Origin of the sequence: Priestia aryabhattai B8W22, from assembly GCF_000956595.1 — a bacterium.
Taxonomy (GTDB): Bacteria; Bacillota; Bacilli; order Bacillales; family Bacillaceae_H; genus Priestia; species Priestia aryabhattai.
In genome coordinates, this window is sequence record NZ_JYOO01000016.1 from 17,505 (window position 1) to 40,005 (window position 22,501).

Here is a 22,501-nt window from a genome sequence, read left to right on the forward strand (position 1 = left end):
TTACACCTCGCATTTTTGTATAGGCGAAATGATGGATGCAACATACTCCTCAATTTGATTTAATCCGTCTCGGCGTGTATCCTTATTTAAAAGAACTTGTTCAAGCTGGCCAATTTTATTAACAATTGCACTTCCGATTACAATGCCGTCGCTGTGTTCTTTTAATACCTCTACTTGTTCGCTTGTTGAAATTCCAAAACCGACGGCAACCGGTATAGAAGCTGCTGCTTTCACATCTTCTAAAAAGGTGCCAATATCAGCTGGCAACGTAGAGCGAACCCCGGTAACGCCTAAAGACGACACGCAGTATAAGAAGCCCGTTGCATCTGCAGCAATTTTTTGAATACGCTCTTTAGATGTAGGAGCAACCATTGAAATATACACAACTTCATTTTCAGCGGCAAGCTCCCGGATACGGCCACTCTCTTCGTACGGTAAATCCGGAATTAGCACTCCATCTATTTCATTTTCTCGCATTAACGCGAAAAAGGATTCTAAACCTAATTGTAACACAGGATTAAAATAGGTAAAGAGAATTACCGGTATTTTCACACCTTTTTTTCTCATCACCGATACAAGCTTAATAGCTTTTGAAATAGACATGCCGCCAGATAAAGCTCTTTTAGACGCCTCTTGAATAATTGGACCATCTGCTAAAGGATCGGAATACGGTACGCCCAGCTCTAAAATAGAAGCACCTTGCTTTTGCAAAGACAAAGCAATCTCCACCGTTGCATCTTCATGAGGATCTCCCGCTGTAATAAATGGAATAAATAATGTTTCATGTTTAGGTAGTCTCGCTTCAAACGTATTCATGTTCTTCTTCCTTCCCTTCTAGCAAGTTTACTAATGTATGAACGTCCTTATCTCCTCGACCTGATAAGCAAATTAAAATGGTTTCTTCTTTCGTCATGCTTTTAGCCAGTTCAAATGCTTTTGCTAGCGCATGGGCGGATTCAATAGCCGGGATGATTCCCTCTGTTTTCGCCAATAGCTGAAGAGCTTCGATTGATTCATCATCCGTTACACTTTCATATTCTACTCGTCCAATAGATGAAAGGTGAGAATGCTCTGGACCGATACCCGGATAATCCAAACCTGCTGAAATAGAATAAGGCTCTGTAATTTGACCATTTTCATCTTGAAGTAAATACGTGAGCGTTCCGTGAATAACACCTTTTGTGCCTTTAGCCATTTTAGCAGCATGAAGGGCTGTATTTAGTCCTTTCCCCCCTGCTTCTACCCCAATCAAGCGTACATTTTCTTCTTTAATAAAATCATAAAACATGCCGATTGCATTACTGCCGCCTCCGACGCATGCCACGACAGCATTCGGAAGTTTTCCTTCTACCGCTGTAAACTGTTCTTTTGCTTCTTCTCCAATAATTTTTTGGAAATCTCGAACCATTTTAGGATAAGGATGCGGTCCAATTGCCGAACCAATTAAGTAAAAATGATCTTCACAGTGTTGAACCCAGTAGCGAATTGCTTCATTTGTTGCATCTTTTAGCGTTTTTGTTCCAGAAGTTGCAGGAATGACTTCTGCTCCTAGAAGCTTCATGCGAAAGACGTTCAACGCCTGACGTTCAATATCTTCTTCTCCCATGAATACTTTGCATTCCATTCCGAACTTTGCAGCTACTGTAGCTGTCGCTACCCCGTGCTGACCCGCTCCTGTTTCAGCAATAATTTTTGTTTTGCCCATACGTTTAGCCAGTAAAATCTGTCCAATGGCATTATTGATTTTGTGAGCACCCGTATGATTTAAGTCTTCACGTTTTAAATAAATTTTTGCTCCGCCGAGTGTTTCGGTAATATTATCAGCATATGTTAAAGCCGTTGGTCGCCCTGAGTAATTGACGAGTAAGGATAGATATTCATCTTTAAATGCTGGATCTTTCATTGCTTCATTCAAAGCTGCTTCTACTTCTTCAAGTGGTTTCATTAATGTTTCAGGTACGTATTTTCCGCCAAATTCACCAAAGCGGCCAAATTCATCAGGATGATTGTATGTCATAGTATGATCTTCCTTTCAATCTCTATAATTTTTGTATAGTCCTTCGTTCCATTTGTTTCAATACCGCCAGAAATATCAATCGCCCCAGGCTTGTAAGGTAACAAGTTCTCAATGTTAAAAGCATTGATTCCTCCAGCAATAAAGCATTTTTTACCTAACGTTCGTGCAGCTGATTCATACTGAGGAACGAAGCTCCAATCAAAAGCGACGCCCGTTCCTCCGAATTGTTCTTTAACCTTGCTGTCAATTACATAACCGTCAGCTTCTTCATATACATGCATTTGCTGCAGCGTCTCTTTATTGTGCGGGAGTGCTTTCCACACTTCATATCCACGCTGCTTTAACTCACGTACTTCAGCAGCTGTTTCTTGCCCGTGGCACTGAATAACCTCTAAATTTGTCACGGAGGCAATTTCAAGCATTTGATCCACCGGTGTATTAACAAATACCCCTACTAGCGAGACTTGTTTTTTTATTTCATCCGTTACAAACTCATTTACTCGTTCAGGCTTTACATATCGTTTACTTTTAGGGTAGAAAATAAAGCCAATGTGAGTAGCAGCCGACTTTTCGATTAAAGCTATATCTTGTTTTGATCGAATACCGCAATACTTAATAAGCATATTCACTTTCCCCAAACAGCTTTTCAATCGCTTTGGTTTGATTATCCTGTCTCATAAGCGATTCTCCTACTAAAATAACTTTTGCTCCAGCTTCTTTTACGTAGGAAACATCATCGTATAAGTAAATGCCGCTTTCACTCACTAACAGCTGATCTTTCGGAACGTGCTTGGCAATTTCTTTGGTCTGCTGCACGCTGGTTTCAAACGTATGAAGATTTCGATTATTAATGCCAATAATTTTCGGCGTAAATACAGCTAACAGCTGTTCGAGCGTTTCTAAAGAATGCACTTCTACTAAACAATCTAACTCTTTTTCAGCAGCTTGAAGATAAAGCTCTTGCAATTTTAATGGTTCAAGTGCTTCTCCAATGAGTAAAATAGCATCGGCACCAATTCGTGCACTTTCTTCCACTTGAATGGAATCAATGATGAAATCCTTGCGAAGTACAGGAATAGAGACATGCTGTTTAATATCACTTAAAAACGTTCGATGTCCTTGAAAATAGTGCTGATCCGTTAACACAGACAAAGCATCTGCTTTTCCTTCCTCGTAGGCTCTAGCAATTTCCACAGGCTGAAAATTCTCTTTTATTAATCCTTTGGAAGGAGAGGCTTTTTTTACTTCTGCAATAAGAGCCAGCTCTCGATTCGGATTTGATAAAGCTTCTAAAAATGATCGTTTTGTAACATTTTGCTGTTCCGGTAACTGTAGGTTTTGAATTTCTTCTTTTTTTGTTTCAATAATTTTATTGAGCATGTTCAACCACCTTTTTCGATTTCAATCGTTGTAATTGCGTGTATGCAGCACCTGATTCAATTGTTTCTAAAGCTACAGCTACTCCTTCTTCAAAAGTAGAAACGTTTCCGCTAACGTAAATAGCTGCAGCAGAGTTCAACACGACTGCATTTTTAGCAGTTACATTACTTTTATTTAAAAATAGAGATTCAATGAGCTCTGCACTCGATTTCGCGTCTTCTACCACCAAGTCTTCAAGCTTCCCTCTCTGTAAGAGTACATCTTCTGGTGCAAGCGTATATTCTGTAATGACATTGCCCTGTACTTCTACAACATCCGTTACATCCGTGGCACTAATTTCATCTAAACCATCTCTGCCCGCAACAAGCAGGACGTGATTCGCTCCCAGTACAACAAGCGCTTCTGCTAATTTCCGTGCAAGCTCAATAGAATAAACGCCGATTACTTGCTTTGTGCAGTTAGTAGGGTTTGCTAACGGACCTAATGCATTAAAAACGGTTCTAAACCCTAATTCCTTTCGAGTAGCAGCAACGTGCTTCATAGCAGGGTGATAAAGCGGCGCAAATAAAAAGGACATGTTGAGGTCAGCCACCGCATTTTTCACTTCTTTTTCATTTCCTTGAATCCATATATCCAGATGTTCTAACACGTCTGCACTTCCGCTTTTAGAAGACACGGCGCGATTCCCGTGTTTCGCAACCTTTACTCCGGCAGCAGATGCCACAATCGCACTAGCCGTCGAAATATTAAAAGTAGAGGCGCCGTCTCCTCCCGTACCGCACGTATCTACTACGTTTAATTCTTCTAGAGAAATAGCATTCATATTGTTTTTCATACCTCGGACAAACCCAACAATTTCATCGACGGTTTCTCCTCGGTACGTTAAGATGGTTAGCACGCTAGCAATTTGAGCTGCCGGGACTTTACCGTTCATAATATCATTCATAATTTTTTCTGCTTCTTCCGCTGAAAGTGACTCGCCGCGCAAACACTTTTTCAACAATCCTTTAAACATATACATCCTCCTTTTTATCGTAGATGTCTTGAGCTAATTGAATTGTTTTAATTAAAGCGCTAGCTTTATTGCGGGTTTCTTTCCACTCAAGCTCCGGTTTTGAGTCAGCAACCACTCCTGCTCCGGCCTGTATATAAGCGGTTTGGTCTTTCAAAAGAATGGTGCGAATCGCAATGCACGAATCAATGTTTCCATCAAATCCGAGATATGCTACGGTTCCTGCATATACATTTCGCGCAACTGGTTCAATTTCATTTAAGATTTGCATCGCCCGCACTTTTGGAGCGCCAGATACGGTACCCGCTGGAAATGCAGAAAGCAGCGCATCAATAGGATGTACTTTTTCATCCAGGCGTCCTGTCACTTTAGAAATCAAGTGCATGACGTGCGAAAAGTTAACCTGTTGCATTAATACTGGCGTTTGGACACTTCCATACTGTGCAACTCGGCCGATGTCATTTCTTGCTAAGTCCACGAGCATATAGTGTTCTGCCCGCTCTTTTTCATCGTTAATTAAGTCTTCATACAAGCGAGCATCTTCTTCTGCATCTCTGCCGCGTCTTCTCGTTCCTGCAATTGGATGAATTTCTAAATGGCCGTTTTCAATTTGAATCAATCGCTCAGGGGAACTTCCGATCAATTCCACTCCCTTTACTTTCACGTAAAATAAATAAGGAGAGGGATTAACTAATCGCAATACTCTGTAAATATCAAATCCAGCTACGGTCGTATCAATTTGAAATCTCTGCGACAATACGGCTTGAAAAACATCTCCGCTTTTAATGTATTCCTTAATTTTTTCCACATCTTGCACAAATTTATCTTTTTGGTATGACGATGTCACGCCTTCAAAGCTAACTTCGCGCTGCTCGCTTTCAAACATCATGGGCTTTTCTTTCACCGTCTGCGCTATTCTTTCAACATATCGATTGATCTCCGTTAGAGCTTCGTTATATTTTTCTTTTTTCTGCTGTTCTTTATCTTGCTCATCAAGCTGAATGTAATGAATCACCATAAGCTCTTTTGTTTGGTGATTATAAGCGAGCATCGTTTGACAATAGATAAAGTGAAAAGTAGGCATGTTCAAATCGTTTTGAGCATGTACGTTTACTTTTTCAATTTGCGATACTGCGTCGTAGCTGATAAACCCTACTGCTCCTCCTTTAAAAGGAAGTGCAAGGTCTGGTACTTTCACTTTCAGCTCTTGCTGAATTTTACAAAATACCTCTTTAAAGCTGTCTCCTTGCAGCACAGGTTGAAGCTGCTTGTTTTTCGCTAGATAGGTTCCGTTCTCTTCTTCTACATACAAAAATGGATTCAAGCCAATAAAAGAATAATTGGACCATGGTGATGATTCATCATTACTTTCAAGTAAATATACAGCTTCATCTTTTACCTGTTGAAAAAGATCAACAGGTGTCATGCTATCGATAAATATTTTTTTATGATTGGAATGGTTAAATACTTTGTAGAGTCTTCTAAAAAAGAAGTATACGTGTTCGTCATATCTTTCAATCCTCCATTTCATGGAGAATGAGAATAGATGAGGTGATATAAAAGAGGATATAATAAATAAACCCAAAGACACATCAAAAATGGGCCTTTGGGTATACGAATGGTAAAATTCACTCAACTAAACTCTGCTCAACTGTCTCATTCTCGTCTACCCTAATCTCAACTAAACTGTCTATTGTTTTCTCATAACTAAAATCTCTAAACTAACTTGTTACCAATTGTAGTACGTTTCAAATTCATTTGTCAACTACTATCTACTTGGCTTTTGAAGAAACTACGCTTGAAGCTCTTCATTCAGCAGCTTAAGAATTACTTCATCTTCTACTTGTTGAACAAAAGGTTTTCCTATGCCTTCAAGCAGTACCATATGAACATTGCTTGATTTGGACTTCTTGTCTGCTTTCATTCTCACGAGCAGCTTTTCAGCTGAAAGGTGGTTTGGAACAGACGTCTCATAGCCAAATTTTTCAAACCATTTCGCAATTTCAGCTACAGGGAACTCACTTTTCCCAAGCGTATTGCTGACTTTCATAGCAAACAGCATCCCAATGGCTACGCCTTCTCCGTGACTGATTTGTCCATAGCCGCACTCTGCTTCGATAGCATGACCTAACGTATGTCCAAAGTTCAGGTGAGCGCGAACGCCAGCTTCTGTCTCATCTTCTTTTACAACAGATGCTTTGACTAAAATACCGCTTTGGATAGCATAAATTAATTTTTCATCTTGTAAATCAGTCAGCGATTGTATATTTTGCTGAAGCCATTCATAAAATGCTTCATCGTGAATAAAAGCGTGTTTAATCACTTCTGCAAAACCGGAACGCCACTCTCTTTCAGGAAGCGTTTTAAGAAGATCAATGTCATAAACAACCGCTTCAGGCTGATAAAAAGCGCCAATCATATTTTTTCCAAGCTCATGATTAATGGCTACTTTACCACCTACAGCACTATCGTGAGCAAGAAGCGTCGTTGGCACTTGAATAAACGAAACCCCTCTCATGTATGTAGCGGCTACAAATCCAGCTAAATCGCCAACTACCCCTCCGCCGAAAGCAATAACGAGCGCATTGCGGTCAAGCTGCTGCTCGAGTGCAAATGTCTGACAATCGTAGTAATGTTGAAATGACTTTGCATGTTCACCGCTTGGCACTACGTATTTAGCCACTTTAAACTGCGTCTCAATCGCTTTTACAACCGCTTCTCCATAATATGCATCTACAGCTGAATCAGTGATGATTAACACGGACGACAGATTAGGTTTTACACTCTCAATAATAGAAGGCAGCTTTTTAATTAATCCATTTCCTAAATAAAGAGGATATGTTTTGGATAAAGTTTGAATATCAATTTGCAACATTAAAACTCCCTCGCATGTGCACGCATTTTCTCAATATTTTCAGCAATTAAATCAATTCGGTCTTGTCCAAACTGTTCGATTAGCGCATCAGCCAATTCCCAAGCTACAACGGCTTCTGCGACAACGCTTGCTGCCGGCACAGCGCAGCTGTCTGAACGTTCGATGCTTGCCTCGAAGGCTTCTTTTGTTTCAATATCAACACTTTTTAACGGCTTGTAAAGCGTTGGAATAGGTTTCATTACACCGCGTACTACAATTGGCATACCTGTTGTCATGCCGCCTTCAAAGCCGCCTAAGTTGTTTGTTTTACGGGTATATCCATTCTGTTCATCCCATAGAATTTCGTCATGAACTTCGCTTCCTGGTCTGCGAGCCGCTTCAAATCCAATCCCAAACTCAACGCCTTTAAATGCATTAATGCTCATAACGGCTGCAGCAATCTTCGCATCTAATTTACGATCGTAATGGACATAGCTGCCTACTCCTGCTGGCACGCCTTCAATAATAACTTCTACTACGCCTCCGATAGAATCGCCGTTTTTCTTAGCATCATCGATTGCTTGCATCATGTCTTTCTCAACAGCTGAGTCAAAACATCTTACTGGAGAAGCTTCAGTGACTTCTTGAAGTTGCTCTAAACTTTTGTATTGAGGCGGATTTGCCTGTACGCCGCCAATTTCTAATACATGTCCAGCTACAGAAATCCCGAACTGAGCAAGGATTTGACGAGCCACAGCACCTGCTGCTACCCTTACAGTTGTTTCACGAGCTGAAGAACGTTCTAATACATTTCTCATATCGCGATGACCATATTTAATAGCGCCGTTTAAATCGGCATGCCCTGGTCTTGGTCTTGAGATTTTACGCTTTACTTCTTCTGATTCTTCTTCAGAAATTGGCTCGATGCCCATAATTTTTGTCCAGTGTTTCCAGTCGTTATTTTCTACCGCTAACGTAATAGGAGATCCTAGCGTATAGCCGTGGCGGACACCGCTTAAAATTTCCGCTTGATCTTTTTCAATTTGCATACGTCTTCCGCGACCATGACCTTTTTGTCTTCGCGCTAAATCTGTATTGATGTCTTCGGCTGTTAAAGGAAGCCCTGCCGGAACACCTTCTAAAATAGTAGTCAACTGTGGACCGTGTGATTCTCCTGCTGTTAAATATCGCATAATCGTACCTCCGCTTAATATGTATTATTCGTCAGAATTTTTCCATTTTTAAATATGACTATACCATACTATAACATAAGAATATATAAAAAGTTTCACCTCCGCTTGTAAGAAATCGCTTCAAGTTATCTCAATTAAATGGTCTTTACTTTTCTGTAAAAAAACGTATCAGCCGTTTCAAATCCATACTTTTGCGGAGTAAAAACCTGCTCTGTGCTTCCTACAAATAAGATGCCGCCAGGTGCTAAAGCTCTGCTAAATTTTTCATATAAAGTATGCTTTGCTTCATCTGTAAAATAAATAAGCACATTTCGACAAACAATCAAGTCAACGTTTTTAGGAAAAGAGTCTGACAGTAAGTTATGTTTTTGAAAAACAACTGTTTTTTTGATTTTTTCATCTAATAAGTACCCGGTTCCTCTTTGTTGAAAGTACTTATTTTTCATCGAAACAGGCATTTCCTGAAGTGAACGTTCATCATAAAAGCCTACTTTTGCTTTTTCTATCACTTTTTCATCCAAATCGGTCGCCAATATAGAAATACGCGAAAGCGGAAAAAATGTTGATAAAACCATCGCTAGTGTATATGGCTCTTCCCCTGTTGAACAGGCAGCGCTCCACACTTTCAGATCTGTTTTTCCTTTTACAAGAGTCGGTAAAATTTTTTGCTCCAATATATCCCACCGCTGATAATTGCGATAAAACTCTGACACGTTAATCGTCATCCGATCTAAAAACTCCTCAAGCAGTTCGTTGTTACTGTTCATTGCTCGATAATATTCAAAAAAACTAGTAAATCCTTTTTTTTCATACAGCGAGGTGAGGCGGCGGTGCATTTGAGACTGCTTATATAGTGACAAATCAATGCCTGTTTTTGTTTTTATTTTCTCCACAAACGCGTCGTATTCATCTATCATTTTTGACTCTCCTTTCTCATTCCTATACATTTATGTTAGACGTATAAAGAAATAAAACCTTTATATACGCTTATCTTCTTATTAATATATCGGAATACATTATGAAAATGTTTATGTAAGGAAATCTTTGCACTTAATAGCCTAGAAGCCTATTTATAAACACAACAAAAAAGACGAATGAAAATTCATTCGTCTCTTTGCGCTATCTAGATTAGTAAATCCAAGCGTCTGCGTCTTTTTTATAGAAAGTCAGCTCTTCACTTTCAAAGAATAAGCTGATTTCACGCTCCGCACTTTCTGGTGAATCTGAGCCGTGAATAATATTCTTATCGACAATCAGTCCATAATCACCTCGAATAGTTCCAGGAAGCGCTTCTTGAGGGTTAGTTTTCCCCACCATTTGACGTGATACTGAAATCACGTTTTCACCTTCCCACACCATAGCAAAAACTGGACCTGATGTGATAAATTTCACTAACTCACCGAAGAAAGGTTTCTCTTTATGTTCACCGTAGTGTGTTTCAGCTAATTCCTGCGAAATATGCATAAGCTTAGCTCCAACTAATTGAAAACCTTTTTTCTCAAAGCGAGAAATAACCTCACCAATAATGCTTCTTTGTACCCCGTCTGGTTTGACCATTAAAAACGTTTTTTGTATCATTTTACTCTCCACCCCTGAAGTTCATGATATGTAAACAAGTTTTGAAAGCGCAATCACACCTCATGAAGATATTAACATTGTTTCGAGCAGTTTACAACTTATGAAAGTAAATAAATCAAAATTTCCGTTTTCCAATGTACTTCGCAATTTGATGCAGCGTTTTTTTCGCCTTGTTTGGCGGCAGTTCTTCTAAAATGCTCATCGCTTTTTGCAGATAACGATCGCTCATCTCAAATGAACGTTCAATGGCGTTAGAAGATTTAATATCAGAAATAATTTCATTGATCAGCTCTTGCTCATATTCCCTCTCGAAAAGCTGTTCTACTTTATCTCGAAACTCAGCATTTTCAATGGCATACAAAACTGGCAGCGTAATATTTCCTTGCAATAAGTCGCTGCCAACTGGTTTCCCAAGCTGTTCTTCTGATGAGATAAAATCTAAAATGTCATCGGTAATTTGAAATGACATTCCCACGTAATATCCAAACCAAAATAAACGTTTATGTATATCTTCAGGAGCTCCCGCTGCAATTGCGCCTAACTGACAGCTTGCAGCAATTAGCAGTGCCGTTTTACGTTTAATTCTACGCAGATACACGCGTAAGTTTTGGTTTAGGTTGTATTTGTCCTTAATCTGTTCAATTTCACCGAGCGTTAACTCCACCATCGTATTAGATAAAATTTTATGTGCTTCCACATCTTTAACCTCACTCATAACTTCAAGTGCACGAGCAAAGATGTAATCCCCAGTATACATAGCAATACGATTGTCCCATTTTGCCTTAATTGTTGGTTTTCCGCGTCGCTTATCAGCGTCATCAATAACATCATCATGAACAAGAGACGCCATATGAATCAGCTCAAGCGCTACTGCCACATGTTTGATTTGGTCGATGTTGTAATGCCCAAATTTAGCTGCCAACAAAACAAATACAGGGCGAATTCGTTTCCCCCCTGCTTGTAAAAGGTGAAGAGAAGCATCTGTGATAAGTGTTTCATCGGTATGAACAGTTTGTTCAAGTTCTTTCTCAATAAGGGTAATATCCGTATTCAAAAAAGCGTACATCATTTTTAGTTTCATTGGACTCACCTTGCATTATATATTCATTCTTTACTCCTTATCCTACAGGCTGTTGCACCTGTAGGACAAGCTTTTTCTCTTTTATCGTTTGTACCCTAGATGCATCGCTGCTACTCCACCTGTGTAAGATTTCACTTCAACATCTGTCAAACCGGCTTCACGGAACATATCAGCCAATTGCTTTTGACCTGGAAAGTCCCTAGCTGACTCTTGAAGCCATGAATATTCATCATAACTTTTAGCGACCATCTTTCCAAGCGCAGGCATAATATACTTAAAATAAAGCAAGTACATTTGTCGGTAGCCAATCATCGTTGGCTGAGACGTTTCAAGGCAAACCACTTTTCCGCCAGGTTTCACGACGCGCTGCATTTCCTTTAAAACTTGAAGGTAATCAGGCACGTTGCGCAGTCCGAATCCAATTGTTACATAGTCAAATGAATTATCTTCAAAAGGAAGTTCCATTGCATTGCCATGTAGTAAGGTAATATTTGAAAAAGGTGAGTTTTTTACTTTCTCTTCACCAATCTTTAGCATATTTTGACTAAAATCCAGGCCAACTGCCTCTCCTGTTTCTCCAACTGCTTCAGCCATAGCTAGCGTCCAATCCGCAGTTCCGCAACAAACATCTAAAGCTTTTGTTCCTTTTTGAACATTCATTCGCTTCATCGTATCTTTGCGCCATGCCTTATGACGCTGAAAACTAATAACAGAATTCATTTGATCATAATTTTTGTATATTTTTTCAAATACGCCATGGACACGCTGTTCTTTTGATTGCTGCATATCTCTATCCTTCTCCTACGACATTTTTCAACACTTCTAAGCTAGATGTAAGTTCATCTAAGTGCTCTCTTAAAGACTCATTCATTGCAAATTCACTTCGGAAGTATCCTCTAACAATATTTACAGACTGTTGAGTATACGAATAAAGGTATTCTTTTATTTGTTCTTGATTCATGCCAATTTGTTTGCAATAGTTTAGCAAGAGAGTAGGCTCTTTATGCTGTAATGACTTTAATTGCTTTAATATCCCGTTCAAATACGCTGCATGTTTTAAAAGTTCTTTCCACTCTTCACGTTCAAAATAGTCACATAAGCATCTTACAAACGATGATTCTGCTGCTAAAAAACTATTCATAACGTCGTGTGGATTAGTAGAGCGATTGTTATAAATGTGTATCTTAGCGATATTAATTTCTTTAATAGCAGATGCTATAACTTTCATTAAATTCAGCTGGCTGCTTTGAGCTAAATAGTAATAGTACAGGCCGCTGTAATAATCTCCGGCCAAAACTACCAGCTGCCGCTCATGCAGCTTCCCTTCATTTCCGCTAACATTTTGAGTGGAGACTAGATCGTGGGTATCAAGTGCGGTTTGAACGAGCATCACAGATAGCACAGAGCTGTTCTTTTTTTCTTCTTCCATTGAAAGAGTATCTAAGAACGAACACATGTACAGTAATCTATTTTCATCAATACGCGGATGATGAATATATTTTTTTACATATGGATGACTTAATTCAACATGAAGCTGTTCTTTCATGTTGGCCACAATATCATAGATGGTTTTTACGCTCATCATCCTTGTCTCCCTTTCCATCAACTATTTGTTTAAAGTTCTTTTAACTCCAAATCGATAGTGTCAATTATAACATAATTACATTATAAAATATCCTTTAAATTCTTTTGAAGCTTTTTCACGGTTTAAATCCTTTAGCTGCTCATCCGCTTGAACACCGTTCATCTACATACCATCTTGATTTCTTAGATAGTAATTTAAGATATTGCTTTTAGTTTCACCATGTTTTTCCTGTTCTTATTCATCTATTTTAAATATAAATAAAAGCAGGAAAATCCCTGCTTATTTTTTCGTATCGGATTCAATTTCTCCGTGAACAGTCTGAACGACGGCTTTGCCACGAATTTTAATTGCTGATGTATGCTCAGTAAACTGCGCAATCATCACTTCGCCTTTATCTAGTTTTTCTGAATGATGAAATCGCGTATCTGCTCCTCGCGTTAAGCCAATTACGTTAACTCCATCTTCGACCGCTTTAATGACAATATACTCTGGCGTTCCTTTTTGTGTCATATTCTCTTCTCCTTCATCATCCACATTATGATTTAATCAATGATAAAACTTCAGCTCTAGAACTTGCATCGTGTTCTAACACTCCACGCACAGCAGAAGTGATTGTCATAGCCCCAGGCTTTTTAATGCCTCGCATGGTCATACACATGTGCTCTGCTTCCACTACTACCATTACCCCGTGAGGCTCTAATGTTTCTACAATAGAATCCGCCACTGTAGATGTAATTCTCTCCTGAAGCTGAGGACGTTTCGCAACAGCTTCTACCGCTCTTGCCAGCTTACTTAAACCGGTCACTCGTCCGCCTTTTGGAATATACGCAACATGAGCTTTTCCGTAAAAAGGCACTAAGTGGTGTTCACACATAGAGTAAAAAGGAATATCTTTTACAAGCACTAGCTCTTCATGATCTTCTCCAAAAACTGTTTTAAAATGCTCTTTTGGATCTTCATTCAACCCGGAAAAGACTTCCTCATACATTTTAGCTACTCGCTTTGGTGTATCTAATAATCCTTCACGGTTTGGATCTTCGCCAATTGCTTCTAAAATTAGTCTCACAGCTTGTTCGATCTGTGGTTTATTTACAGATGACATGTTGTTGCCCTCCAATTCGTTGCATTACGACTTTATGAAAAAAATTCTAGCATATGTATATACCAAAGGCAAAAAAGAAAGGTCGCAAATGTGCGACCTTTCAAAGCTCTTCATCAACGGCTATGAATAAAGCCATTTTATGTAGATATTATTTTACAGCATCTTTAAGAGCTTTACCTGGTTTGAATGCAGGAACTTTGCTAGCAGGAATTTCGATTTCTTCGCCAGTTTGTGGATTGCGTCCTTTACGAGCAGCACGTTCACGTACTTCGAAGTTACCAAAACCGATAAGTTGAACTTTGTCCTCAGCTTTTAAAGCTTCTAAAATTGTATCGAAAACAGCATCAACTGCTTTTGTAGCATCCTTTTTTGAAAGCTCACTTGCTTCTGCAACAGCATTAATTAATTCTGTCTTGTTCATGCCATTCACCTCCTCCCAAAATCGGATCATATAATAACTAAAAACCTTGTTAGAAAAGGAATCTAGTAATTCGTTATATCTCATTCTTTAACAAAACAAATGGATATTATACATAACCTATGTATCGACAAGCCTAATCATAAACGATTGAACTAAATAATTCAATGTTTTTCATTCATCTGCCGTGTGTATGTAGTGAAAACAGTATGATCGATCGATTTCTGTTAAAAGATTAACATATTGAACAAGGCATAGCAAGCAGAAAATAACGCAGGAATAGGATAACCACGCGATCTATCACAATATATGTAAAGTTTTGTATGATCTATCCAAAAAGAAGAGGCTCCTTTATGAGGAGCCTAACGTTATATTCTTATAAAATAATCGCGATTAAACCTCCAGATCCTTCGTTAATAATCCGTTCTAGCGTTTCTTTTAACTTATATCGCGCATTTTCAGGCATCAGCGACAGCTTTCCTTGAATCCCTTCTCTTACGATTGAACTTAGAGAGCGGCCAAATATATCTGAATTCCAAATTGAAAGCGGATCATCTTCAAAGTCTTGCATCAAATAACGAACTAATTCTTCACTTTGCTTCTCCGTTCCGATAATCGGCGCAAATTCTGATTCTACATCCACTTTAATCATGTGTATAGAAGGTGCTACTGCTTTTAAACGAACTCCAAAACGCGATCCTTGGCGAATAATTTCAGGTTCATCAAGGCTCATATCTGAAAGCGAAGGTGCAGCTACACCATAACCCGTTTGTTTAACCATACGAAGTGCATCAGAGACTTGATCATACTCAGTTTTTGCATGCACAAAGTCTTGCATTAGCTGCAGCAAATGATCTCTTCCGCGAATTTCTACTCCCACGATTTCTTTCAAAATCTGATCATATAAGTCATCTGGAGCGTATAAGTCAATTTCGGCAATTCCCTGCCCCATCTCAATTCCGGCTAATCGAGCCTGATCGATAAACTCAAACTGGCTAAATTGCTCTACTACCCGTTCAACGTCTCTCAGCCTCTTAATATCTTTTACCGTTTCTTTAACGGCTTCTTGATAGCTTTCACGCAGCCAATGTTTATCTTTTAAAACCATTACCCAGCTTGGTAGATTAACGTTGACTTCTAACACAGGGAACTCGTATAGCGCTTCTCTTAATACGTTCATCACATCAGTGTCGCGCATGCTTTCCACACTCATCGCTAATACTGGGATATCATATTTTTCATTAAGCTTTGCACGAAGCTTTTCTGTATCAGGATGATATGGCTGTACGGTATTAATGACCATGATAAATGGTTTGCCTACTTCTTTTAGCTCATTAATGACGCGCTCTTCTGCTTCCACGTAATCTTGACGAGGTATATCTCCAATTGAGCCATCTGTTGTAATGACGACACCAATCGTTGAGTGTTCTTGAATGACCTTTCTCGTTCCAATTTCAGCCGCTTCATGAAATGGAATTGGTTCCTCATACCAAGGTGTATTGATCATTCGAGGTCCATTTTCATCTTCGTACCCTTTAGCGCCTGGCACTGTATATCCTACACAATCTACTAACCGTATGTTAACTTCTAGCCCGTCATCTACCAAAACATTAACTGCTTGATTCGGTACGAATTTCGGCTCAGTTGTCATAATCGTTTTTCCAGCTGCACTTTGTGGTAGTTCATCTTGTGTGCGAGCTCTTTCTGCCTCGTTCTCGATGTGAGGCAGGACCACCAGCTCCATAAATTTTTTAATAAATGTAGATTTTCCTGTTCGAACTGCTCCCACCACACCTAAATATATATCGCCTCCTGTACGTTCAGCGATATCTTTAAATACATCCACCTTTTCCAAAAGATCCCCTCCGATCTATGAGTTCATGGAATATGACATCCATTGCGAGAGTAAATTAGGACACTATATAGTTATGACGTTGTCCTATTAAAATATGACTTTTGATAGAAAAATTTATGATTTTTTTCATGCACATGCTGACTTAGTCATTCTGATTTTCATTATTGGTGTACAAGAAAGAGAAAACCCCTTCTCTCTGAATATTATTCAAGGAGAAGGGGTTCATGACTTATTTTTTTAAAAATATTGGTTCATTCTTATTGTTGACTGTATAAGGAAGAGAGTAAGCAGGTACAAAATCACTGTTTTCCACAAGGAGCTTTCGGATATCTTCACCCGGTTTGTAGGAGCTTTTATGCTTTTGAATGGCATCATACAAATCAGGACGATAATCTACAAATACATCTCCCTGCCCATTAACAATTAACGAAAGACTATTACCTGTATACGGGCTAGTAACGACAGGAGGTTCTTTCATATTCAATTTCTTATAGTTAATAGAGAATACGCCGGGAGCGATGACGTCTTTAAACGGTACGTACCCTTTATGGTTTTGGCGGTATATATTCAAATGTACATTAACATCTTGAATCGTATCCGCCATCCGTAAGTCTAATAATTTAACCGTAGGCTTTGTTTCTGCATCCACAAGCACGTACGCAAATATCCCTCCGCTTTCATACGAATTCCCAGGTGCGTCTTGCATGTATCTAGGAACAATTTTCGTAAAGTCAATCGGATATTTTTGATAAATCGGCGTGTCCATATCTTTCGTTTTTATCGGCAATAAGCCTCCGCTTTCTTGTTTAAATTGATCAACGGCCGTTTGCACGGAAGCAACTTGATCTTTATAAGGAACTTGATTTTGAGACATTCTTTCCGTCGGGTACAAACAACCGGATAATACAAAAATGGTTAACCCAACAATAGACGTTAGCATGAATTTTTTCATTTTTCTCACCCTACCATATGTACATTAAGCATCTGTCGGACCGCTGAATACAACAATTACCATAATAAGACCTGCTACAATCATGAGCGAATAGGCAATGAAAGCGAGTACAATTTTACCAACGCGGTTCGTGATTTTATAACGACTAAAGTAAATAGAAAATACCGCAATAAACATAAATACAATGGAACCCAATGAAATCCACATCTTTAACAAACCTGGCGACAAATTGCATCCACTCCTTTTTTCACCGTTATTATAACATAAGGACTTATAGTTAAGACGGATATTAATAGAACATTCTAAATTCACTATTTATTTATCTTCCATTGATTTACGCTCTATAGTAATTACTTTCCTATTAAATTGACAAATTCCTGCTTTTTCACATAAAAAAAATCGAAGCGAAGGGGGCTCTTCGCTTCGACCATAACTAAATATTCCCATACTAACAGTTCTACTCATCTTTATTTACACGTTATTTTATGCAAGTAAATGATTTTGGGTATCACCAATTGCCTATTTTTTCATATTTCTTTGCACTTAATTTAATTTTTCTCCTAAAACATTCGCTAAATCTTCCATTTCATGTGTTTTAGTACGAGACATAAGCGCGTCTACTGCATCTTTTGCCTTCACATCATTAAACAGTACATTATATAAAGCATCAGCAATCGGCATTTTCACGTCGTATTTTTGAGATAGCTGGTAAGCTGCTTTCGTCGTGCGTACACCTTCTACAACCATTCCCATATTTTCTAATACTTCGTCTAAATTTTTGCCTTTTCCAAGAAGATTACCAGCGCGCCAATTTCGAGAATGAACGCTTGTACACGTTACAATCAAGTCTCCAATCCCGGTTAAACCTGAGAATGTCAGAGGATTGGCGCCAAGCACCGTACCTAAACGAGCGATTTCAGCTAAGCCACGAGTCATAAGAGCGGCCTTCGCATTGTCACCATATCCAAGTCCATCCGTGATACCAGCAGCAAGAGCAATAATATTTTTTAACGCTCCACCAATTTCCACACCAATCACATCAGGATTTGTGTAAACACGGAAGTACTGTTGATTATTAAATAAATCCTGCACTTTTTCTGCTGCTTGTATATTTGTTGAAGCTGAGGTCACGGTTGTCGGCTGCCTTCTGCTTACTTCTTCAGCATGACTCGGACCTGATAAGACAACGATGTCTTTTGTATCAATTTCTTGTTGAATCATTTGAGATATACGTAAAAGAGAATCCGGTTCAATTCCTTTACTTACGTGAACAATTGTAAACAGTTCATCGGTAAGGGATTTTAGCTGTTGCAACACTTCACGAATGGCCTTCGTTGGAACAGCTAAAATGAGGGTTTCAACACCCTCTATTGCCTTTTCTAATGACGTAAAACCTTTAATCTGAGAAGGAAGCTCTACACCAGGCAGATATTTTTCATTCTGATGCGTCTCGTTGATTTGATCAATGACTTGTTGTCTATGTCCCCAAATGCGAACATCGTGTCCATTTTCTGCCAATACGAAAGCTAATGCAGTTCCCCAACTCCCTGCTCCTAGTACAGCTATTCTTTCCACGCCGATCACATCCTCTGTTATTTTCTTGGTCTTGCAATAATTTTAATTGGAGTTCCTTCGAATCCAAAAGCTTCACGAAGCTTATTTTCTAAGAAACGTTTATATGAAAAATGCATTAGCTCAGGATCATTTACAAACACAACAAAAGTTGGCGGCTTGATTGCTACTTGAGTTGTGTAATAGATTTTTAAGCGGTTGCCGTTGTGAGTAGGCGTAGGGTTCATTGCTACTGCATCCATAATTACATCATTTAAGATGCTTGTTTCTACACGTACCGCATGGCTTTCGCTTGCAAGATCAATCATTGGCAATAGCGTATGCGTACGTTTTTTCGTTTTAGCTGAAAGGAATACAATTGGAGCATATGTTAAGAACTGAAAATGCTCGCGTATATTTTCTTCAAATTTTTTCATTGTTTTTTCATCTTTTTCTACTGTATCCCATTTGTTCACAACGATTACAACAGCTTTTCCAGCTTCTTGTGCATAGCCAGCAATCTTCTTATCTTGTTCAATAATACCCTCTTCAGCATTTAATACAATTAAGACAACGTCTGAGCGTTCAATTGCCTTTAATGCGCGAAGTACGCTGTATTTTTCAGTACTCTCGTACACTTTTCCACGCTTTCTCATTCCAGCTGTGTCAATAACAACATATTCTTGATCTTCTTTTGTAAACTTCGTATCAATAGCATCGCGTGTCGTACCGGCGAGATCACTGACAATAACACGGTCTTCACCTAGAAGAGCATTAACTAATGAAGATTTCCCTACGTTAGGACGACCAATCAATGAAAATTTAATGACGTCTTCTCCGTAATCTTCGTCTTTTTCTTTTGGAAAGTGCTTAGCTGCCTCGTCTAGCAGGTCACCTAAACCTAAACCATGCGTTCCTGAGATTGGGAACGGTTCTCCATATCCTAGTGCGTAAAAATCATAGATTAATTCTCTCATGTCAGGATTATCTACTTTATTAACGGCTAGGACGACGGGCTTTTTGGATTTGTATAAAATTTTCGCCACTTCTTCATCAGCTGCAGTAATTCCATCGCGTCCATTCACTAGAAAAATGATTACGTCCGCTTCATCAATTGCAATTTCTGCCTGCTGTTTGATCTGTTCTAAAAATGGCTCATCTCCAATATCAATACCACCAGTATCAATAATGTTAAAGTCCATATTTAGCCACTCACCTGAACTATAGATACGATCACGAGTTACACCCGGAATATCTTCTACAATAGATACTCGCTCTCCTACAATTCGGTTGAAAATTGTTGATTTTCCTACGTTGGGACGACCAACAATCGCAATAATTGGTTTTGGCATACGATTCTTCCCTTTCCTTGATCTTTTTTATGTATCGGCAACCAGTCTTTAATCGACTAAAGGTATTTATCTACATGTACAAATAAATAAGATCATTCTTTTTTCAAAAATCGAGGCCATGCAGCGTGGCATGACCTCTACTAATCGATCATAAGCGATAAAGCAGGATTTTTATCAGCTCTTTCTTACACTGAACTGATTAACTGCCTACCCGCTGAATAAGCATTACTCTTTCAATCAAACAATTTTATCAAAAATCACCGGTAACAACAATATAATTTTACGAAATCTCTTCTTCTATTTGTAAGTACTTTGCTTTTGCCTGTGAGACTTCAGCACGTACAAATCTAAATAAGCAGAGAAATAAACCAGCATCTCCCAGATAAACATCGCTCCTACTGCTGTTGCTAAAACGTCGAGTGTACGAAGAGACCCTACTTCATAAGATGCGATATCCCGAATGACAACTGCGTATAAAAAATCTCCTCCAACTACACCTAAAATGATCGCTGCGAACCTTTTTTCGGCATCTTTAATCACCATAAAGCAAATATATAAGATAAGTCCAGTCAAAATCCACTTACGATCAATAAAAATCCAGACAGGATCATAGAGCTCAAGTAAACAAAAACTAGCATAGGCAATTATTATAATGCCGCATACAATAACATAATATAACTGCTGAAATCTGCTGTAGCCTGAAGCATAAACACACGCTACTCCCACTAAAAACAAAGCGGTGTAGCTACATGAAAACTGAATCATATGCATGTTCATTCCGCTTAGGAGTATACTGATTAATATAATGGCTGCTACCTTCCAACGCCTAGCTGTTTTAGGCATAAGAAAAGTCGCAACAATCCATCCCATCCACGAAAGCCAATAAAAGAAAATTCCGTCCACTGAATATGGCACCTCCCCTATCTGTCATCAGTATGTATCAATTTTGGAAAACTTAATCGGAGTTTTAGAATAGAACCGGTTATTTTGGACAACCTATCAGAAAAAAGGAGGGAATCTAAAATGGGAAAAGATCGTCAAGAGAAAAAATTAAAGGAATCAAAACGAGTTGAATCTGACCGTGATCAAGGACTTCACTATCCGGGAGCAACTAGCTTGCAAAGTCCTGAAGAAGCGCGCGAGTTAAATGAACATAAATAAAAAAATGCGCTGACTAAGTCAGCGCATTTTTCATTTTAAAACTGGATGTGAAACAGGATAAGAACGTTCTTTCTGTCCTGTAAACAAAAAGAGAAGTCCTCCCACTAACAATAGTGCTCCTGACAAATAAAATCCAAATTCCATACTTCCAAGTTTATCTGCAAAATATCCGGTAATGTAAGGTGCAAAGATCGATGACAGCATGCCGCTGAAGTTGAAAAAACCGTACACTTTAGAGTACATGGACGATGGAGTAATATCCGCCATATACGAAATCAAAATAGGATCTAATGCTAATTTCCCTATCAGACCGTACACAATTAAGCCGATTAATAGCCAAGAATAACTCTGTGTATAGGGAATAAAAAATTGACATAAAGCGCCCGCTACTGACAAACTGACAATTAATGCTTTTTTATTTGCAATTCGATCCGATATATAACCAAAGAAGATTGCTCCTGGTATAGACGCCCAAGGTACTAAAGATGCTATAATGCCTGTTTGAGACCCTTCTAAGCCTCGCGAGTGCTGCAAATAATAAGGAAGCCACGTCAGCATCCCAAAAAATCCGTAAAGAGAGCAGAAGATTAAAATGTATACGAAAATATGATTTCTTGTAAATAATACTTTTAGCGACTGCTTTATTTCTTTACTTGGCGAATTTCTTTCTTGATCCCTTTGCTTATCTTTTACAAAGAAAGCTATTAAAATAGCTATTACTATCGTCGGAATAGCAAATAAGTAAAAAGTAAACTGCCAGTCTTTTTCTAACGTATATGTAATGTATGTAGAACCGATAAAACCAAGTGATATACCAAACGCCATTCCACTATTGATGAGCGCAGATACTAGACCTCGGTATCGTTCGGACGTGATGCTTGAAGAAATTCCGTATTGTGAACCATAATACGTTCCTTCTCCAAGTCCTGTCAGCGCCCGCATGAGCAAGAACATACCGAAAGTAGTTGTAAGTCCTGTAAAGAATGTGGCAACTCCAAACAAGATGTATCCAGCTACTAAAATCTTAACGCGACCAAATCGGTCTGCCAAAAAACCCGTTGGAATCTGCATAGCTGCATACGCTGCAAAAAACACGGTAGACATTAGCCCAAGTTCCGCTTTATTAAGATCCCACTGCGCACCGATATCTCCCATAATCGGAGATAAGATATTACGATCTGCATACATAAAAACCCAGCCTAAAAAGAAAAGAAAAATTGTAAATATAGGATGCCCCTTTTTCATTACGCCACCTCTTTTTTCTGGTTTTTCTGTCTATTTAACTCATTATAAGGGGCCAACGTTTGGGATTTCATGCTTTTTGTCATGTCTTCTGCCAACATTTTTTGATTTTTTAAATGAAAACGCGATCATTTATTTTCTAAAAAAAATAAAAAAGCACGCAGTCAG

At 38.8% G+C, this 22,501-nt stretch carries 23 protein-coding genes and 1 pseudogene; 1 reads left to right on the forward strand and 23 read right to left on the reverse strand.

The window, feature by feature from the left end:
* From trpA to N178_RS13880, 22 genes and pseudogenes are all read right to left on the reverse strand, one after another.
* The gene (gene trpA / locus N178_RS13775; protein ID WP_045292885.1) at window positions 1–816 is read right to left on the reverse strand and encodes a tryptophan synthase subunit alpha; all 816 of its coding nucleotides are present in this window, start codon (window positions 814–816) and stop codon (window positions 1–3) included.
* Window positions 803–2,017: a tryptophan synthase subunit beta gene (gene trpB / locus N178_RS13780; protein ID WP_045292887.1), complete on the reverse strand. Its 1,215-nt coding sequence runs from the start codon at window positions 2,015–2,017 to the stop codon at window positions 803–805. The genes trpA and trpB overlap by 14 nt, the downstream gene beginning before the upstream one ends.
* A complete protein-coding gene (locus tag N178_RS13785; RefSeq protein ID WP_045292889.1) occupies window positions 2,014–2,640 on the reverse strand; it encodes a phosphoribosylanthranilate isomerase in 627 nt (208 codons plus the stop codon). Before N178_RS13785 ends, trpB begins: the two co-directional genes overlap by 4 nt.
* Window positions 2,630–3,397, reverse strand: a complete 768-nt coding sequence (gene trpC / locus N178_RS13790) for an indole-3-glycerol phosphate synthase TrpC (RefSeq protein ID WP_045292891.1) — start codon at window positions 3,395–3,397, stop codon at window positions 2,630–2,632. The genes N178_RS13785 and trpC overlap by 11 nt, the downstream gene beginning before the upstream one ends.
* Window positions 3,387–4,412, reverse strand: coding sequence for an anthranilate phosphoribosyltransferase (gene trpD / locus N178_RS13795; RefSeq protein WP_045292893.1), 1,026 nt, complete (start codon window positions 4,410–4,412; stop codon window positions 3,387–3,389). Before trpD ends, trpC begins: the two co-directional genes overlap by 11 nt.
* Window positions 4,405–5,918: pseudogene (gene trpE / locus N178_RS13800) on the reverse strand (anthranilate synthase component I). Before trpE ends, trpD begins: the two are co-directional and overlap by 8 nt.
* Window positions 5,919–6,201: 283 nt before the next feature.
* Window positions 6,202–7,284, reverse strand: a complete 1,083-nt coding sequence (gene aroB / locus N178_RS13805; RefSeq protein WP_045292895.1) for a 3-dehydroquinate synthase — start codon at window positions 7,282–7,284, stop codon at window positions 6,202–6,204.
* Window positions 7,284–8,456: a chorismate synthase gene (aroC, locus tag N178_RS13810; protein ID WP_045292897.1), complete on the reverse strand. Its 1,173-nt coding sequence runs from the start codon at window positions 8,454–8,456 to the stop codon at window positions 7,284–7,286. Before aroC ends, aroB begins: the two co-directional genes overlap by 1 nt.
* Window positions 8,457–8,590: 134 nt before the next feature.
* Window positions 8,591–9,373, reverse strand: a complete 783-nt coding sequence (locus tag N178_RS13815; RefSeq protein WP_045292899.1) for a CheR family methyltransferase — start codon at window positions 9,371–9,373, stop codon at window positions 8,591–8,593.
* A gap of 211 nt (window positions 9,374–9,584) precedes the next feature.
* Complete coding sequence (gene ndk / locus N178_RS13820; RefSeq protein ID WP_013059010.1) at window positions 9,585–10,034, reverse strand: nucleoside-diphosphate kinase; 450 nt, start codon at window positions 10,032–10,034, stop codon at window positions 9,585–9,587.
* Window positions 10,035–10,149: 115 nt separating this feature from the next.
* Window positions 10,150–11,115 carry a heptaprenyl diphosphate synthase component II gene (gene hepT / locus N178_RS13825; protein WP_013084891.1) on the reverse strand — a complete coding sequence of 322 codons (966 nt, stop codon included), beginning with the start codon at window positions 11,113–11,115 and terminating at the stop codon, window positions 10,150–10,152.
* Between the two features lie 81 nt (window positions 11,116–11,196).
* Window positions 11,197–11,901 carry a demethylmenaquinone methyltransferase gene (locus N178_RS13830; RefSeq protein ID WP_013059012.1) on the reverse strand — a complete coding sequence of 235 codons (705 nt, stop codon included), beginning with the start codon at window positions 11,899–11,901 and terminating at the stop codon, window positions 11,197–11,199.
* Between the two features lie 4 nt (window positions 11,902–11,905).
* Window positions 11,906–12,700, reverse strand: coding sequence for a heptaprenyl diphosphate synthase component 1 (locus tag N178_RS13835; RefSeq protein ID WP_045292900.1), 795 nt, complete (start codon window positions 12,698–12,700; stop codon window positions 11,906–11,908).
* Between the two features lie 279 nt (window positions 12,701–12,979).
* Window positions 12,980–13,210 (reverse strand): trp RNA-binding attenuation protein MtrB, encoded by a 231-nt coding sequence (gene mtrB / locus N178_RS13840; RefSeq protein WP_028411509.1) that lies wholly within the window; start codon window positions 13,208–13,210, stop codon window positions 12,980–12,982.
* A 25-nt stretch (window positions 13,211–13,235) separates the two neighbouring features.
* Window positions 13,236–13,802 carry a GTP cyclohydrolase I FolE gene (gene folE, locus N178_RS13845; RefSeq protein ID WP_013059015.1) on the reverse strand — a complete coding sequence of 189 codons (567 nt, stop codon included), beginning with the start codon at window positions 13,800–13,802 and terminating at the stop codon, window positions 13,236–13,238.
* Between the two features lie 148 nt (window positions 13,803–13,950).
* Window positions 13,951–14,223, reverse strand: a complete 273-nt coding sequence (locus tag N178_RS13850; RefSeq protein WP_013059016.1) for an HU family DNA-binding protein — start codon at window positions 14,221–14,223, stop codon at window positions 13,951–13,953.
* Between the two features lie 373 nt (window positions 14,224–14,596).
* Entirely contained in the window at window positions 14,597–16,075 is a 1,479-nt protein-coding gene (gene spoIVA, locus N178_RS13855) for a stage IV sporulation protein A (RefSeq protein ID WP_013059017.1), read from the reverse strand.
* A 229-nt stretch (window positions 16,076–16,304) separates the two neighbouring features.
* Window positions 16,305–17,027 carry a hypothetical protein gene (locus N178_RS13860; protein WP_045292901.1) on the reverse strand — a complete coding sequence of 241 codons (723 nt, stop codon included), beginning with the start codon at window positions 17,025–17,027 and terminating at the stop codon, window positions 16,305–16,307.
* A gap of 24 nt (window positions 17,028–17,051) precedes the next feature.
* On the reverse strand, window positions 17,052–17,255 hold the full coding sequence (locus tag N178_RS13865; RefSeq protein WP_028411511.1) for a DUF2768 domain-containing protein: 204 nt from the start codon (window positions 17,253–17,255) through the stop codon (window positions 17,052–17,054).
* 315 nt (window positions 17,256–17,570) lie between these two features.
* A complete protein-coding gene (locus tag N178_RS13870) occupies window positions 17,571–18,602 on the reverse strand; it encodes an NAD(P)H-dependent glycerol-3-phosphate dehydrogenase (RefSeq protein ID WP_045292903.1) in 1,032 nt (343 codons plus the stop codon).
* Window positions 18,603–18,619: 17 nt separating this feature from the next.
* Window positions 18,620–19,930 (reverse strand): ribosome biogenesis GTPase Der, encoded by a 1,311-nt coding sequence (gene der, locus N178_RS13875; RefSeq protein ID WP_045292905.1) that lies wholly within the window; start codon window positions 19,928–19,930, stop codon window positions 18,620–18,622.
* 297 nt (window positions 19,931–20,227) lie between these two features.
* On the reverse strand, window positions 20,228–20,833 hold the full coding sequence (locus N178_RS13880; protein ID WP_045292907.1) for a YphA family membrane protein: 606 nt from the start codon (window positions 20,831–20,833) through the stop codon (window positions 20,228–20,230).
* Between the two features lie 120 nt (window positions 20,834–20,953).
* Here N178_RS13880 and N178_RS25995 point away from each other — a divergent pair, with 120 nt between their 5' ends.
* Window positions 20,954–21,091, forward strand: coding sequence for a YpzI family protein (locus N178_RS25995; protein WP_013059024.1), 138 nt, complete (start codon window positions 20,954–20,956; stop codon window positions 21,089–21,091).
* Between the two features lie 30 nt (window positions 21,092–21,121).
* Here the strand turns inward: N178_RS25995 and N178_RS13885 are convergent, their stop codons facing one another.
* Complete coding sequence (locus N178_RS13885; protein WP_045292909.1) at window positions 21,122–22,336, reverse strand: MFS transporter; 1,215 nt, start codon at window positions 22,334–22,336, stop codon at window positions 21,122–21,124.
* Window positions 22,337–22,501 lie beyond the last annotated feature (165 nt).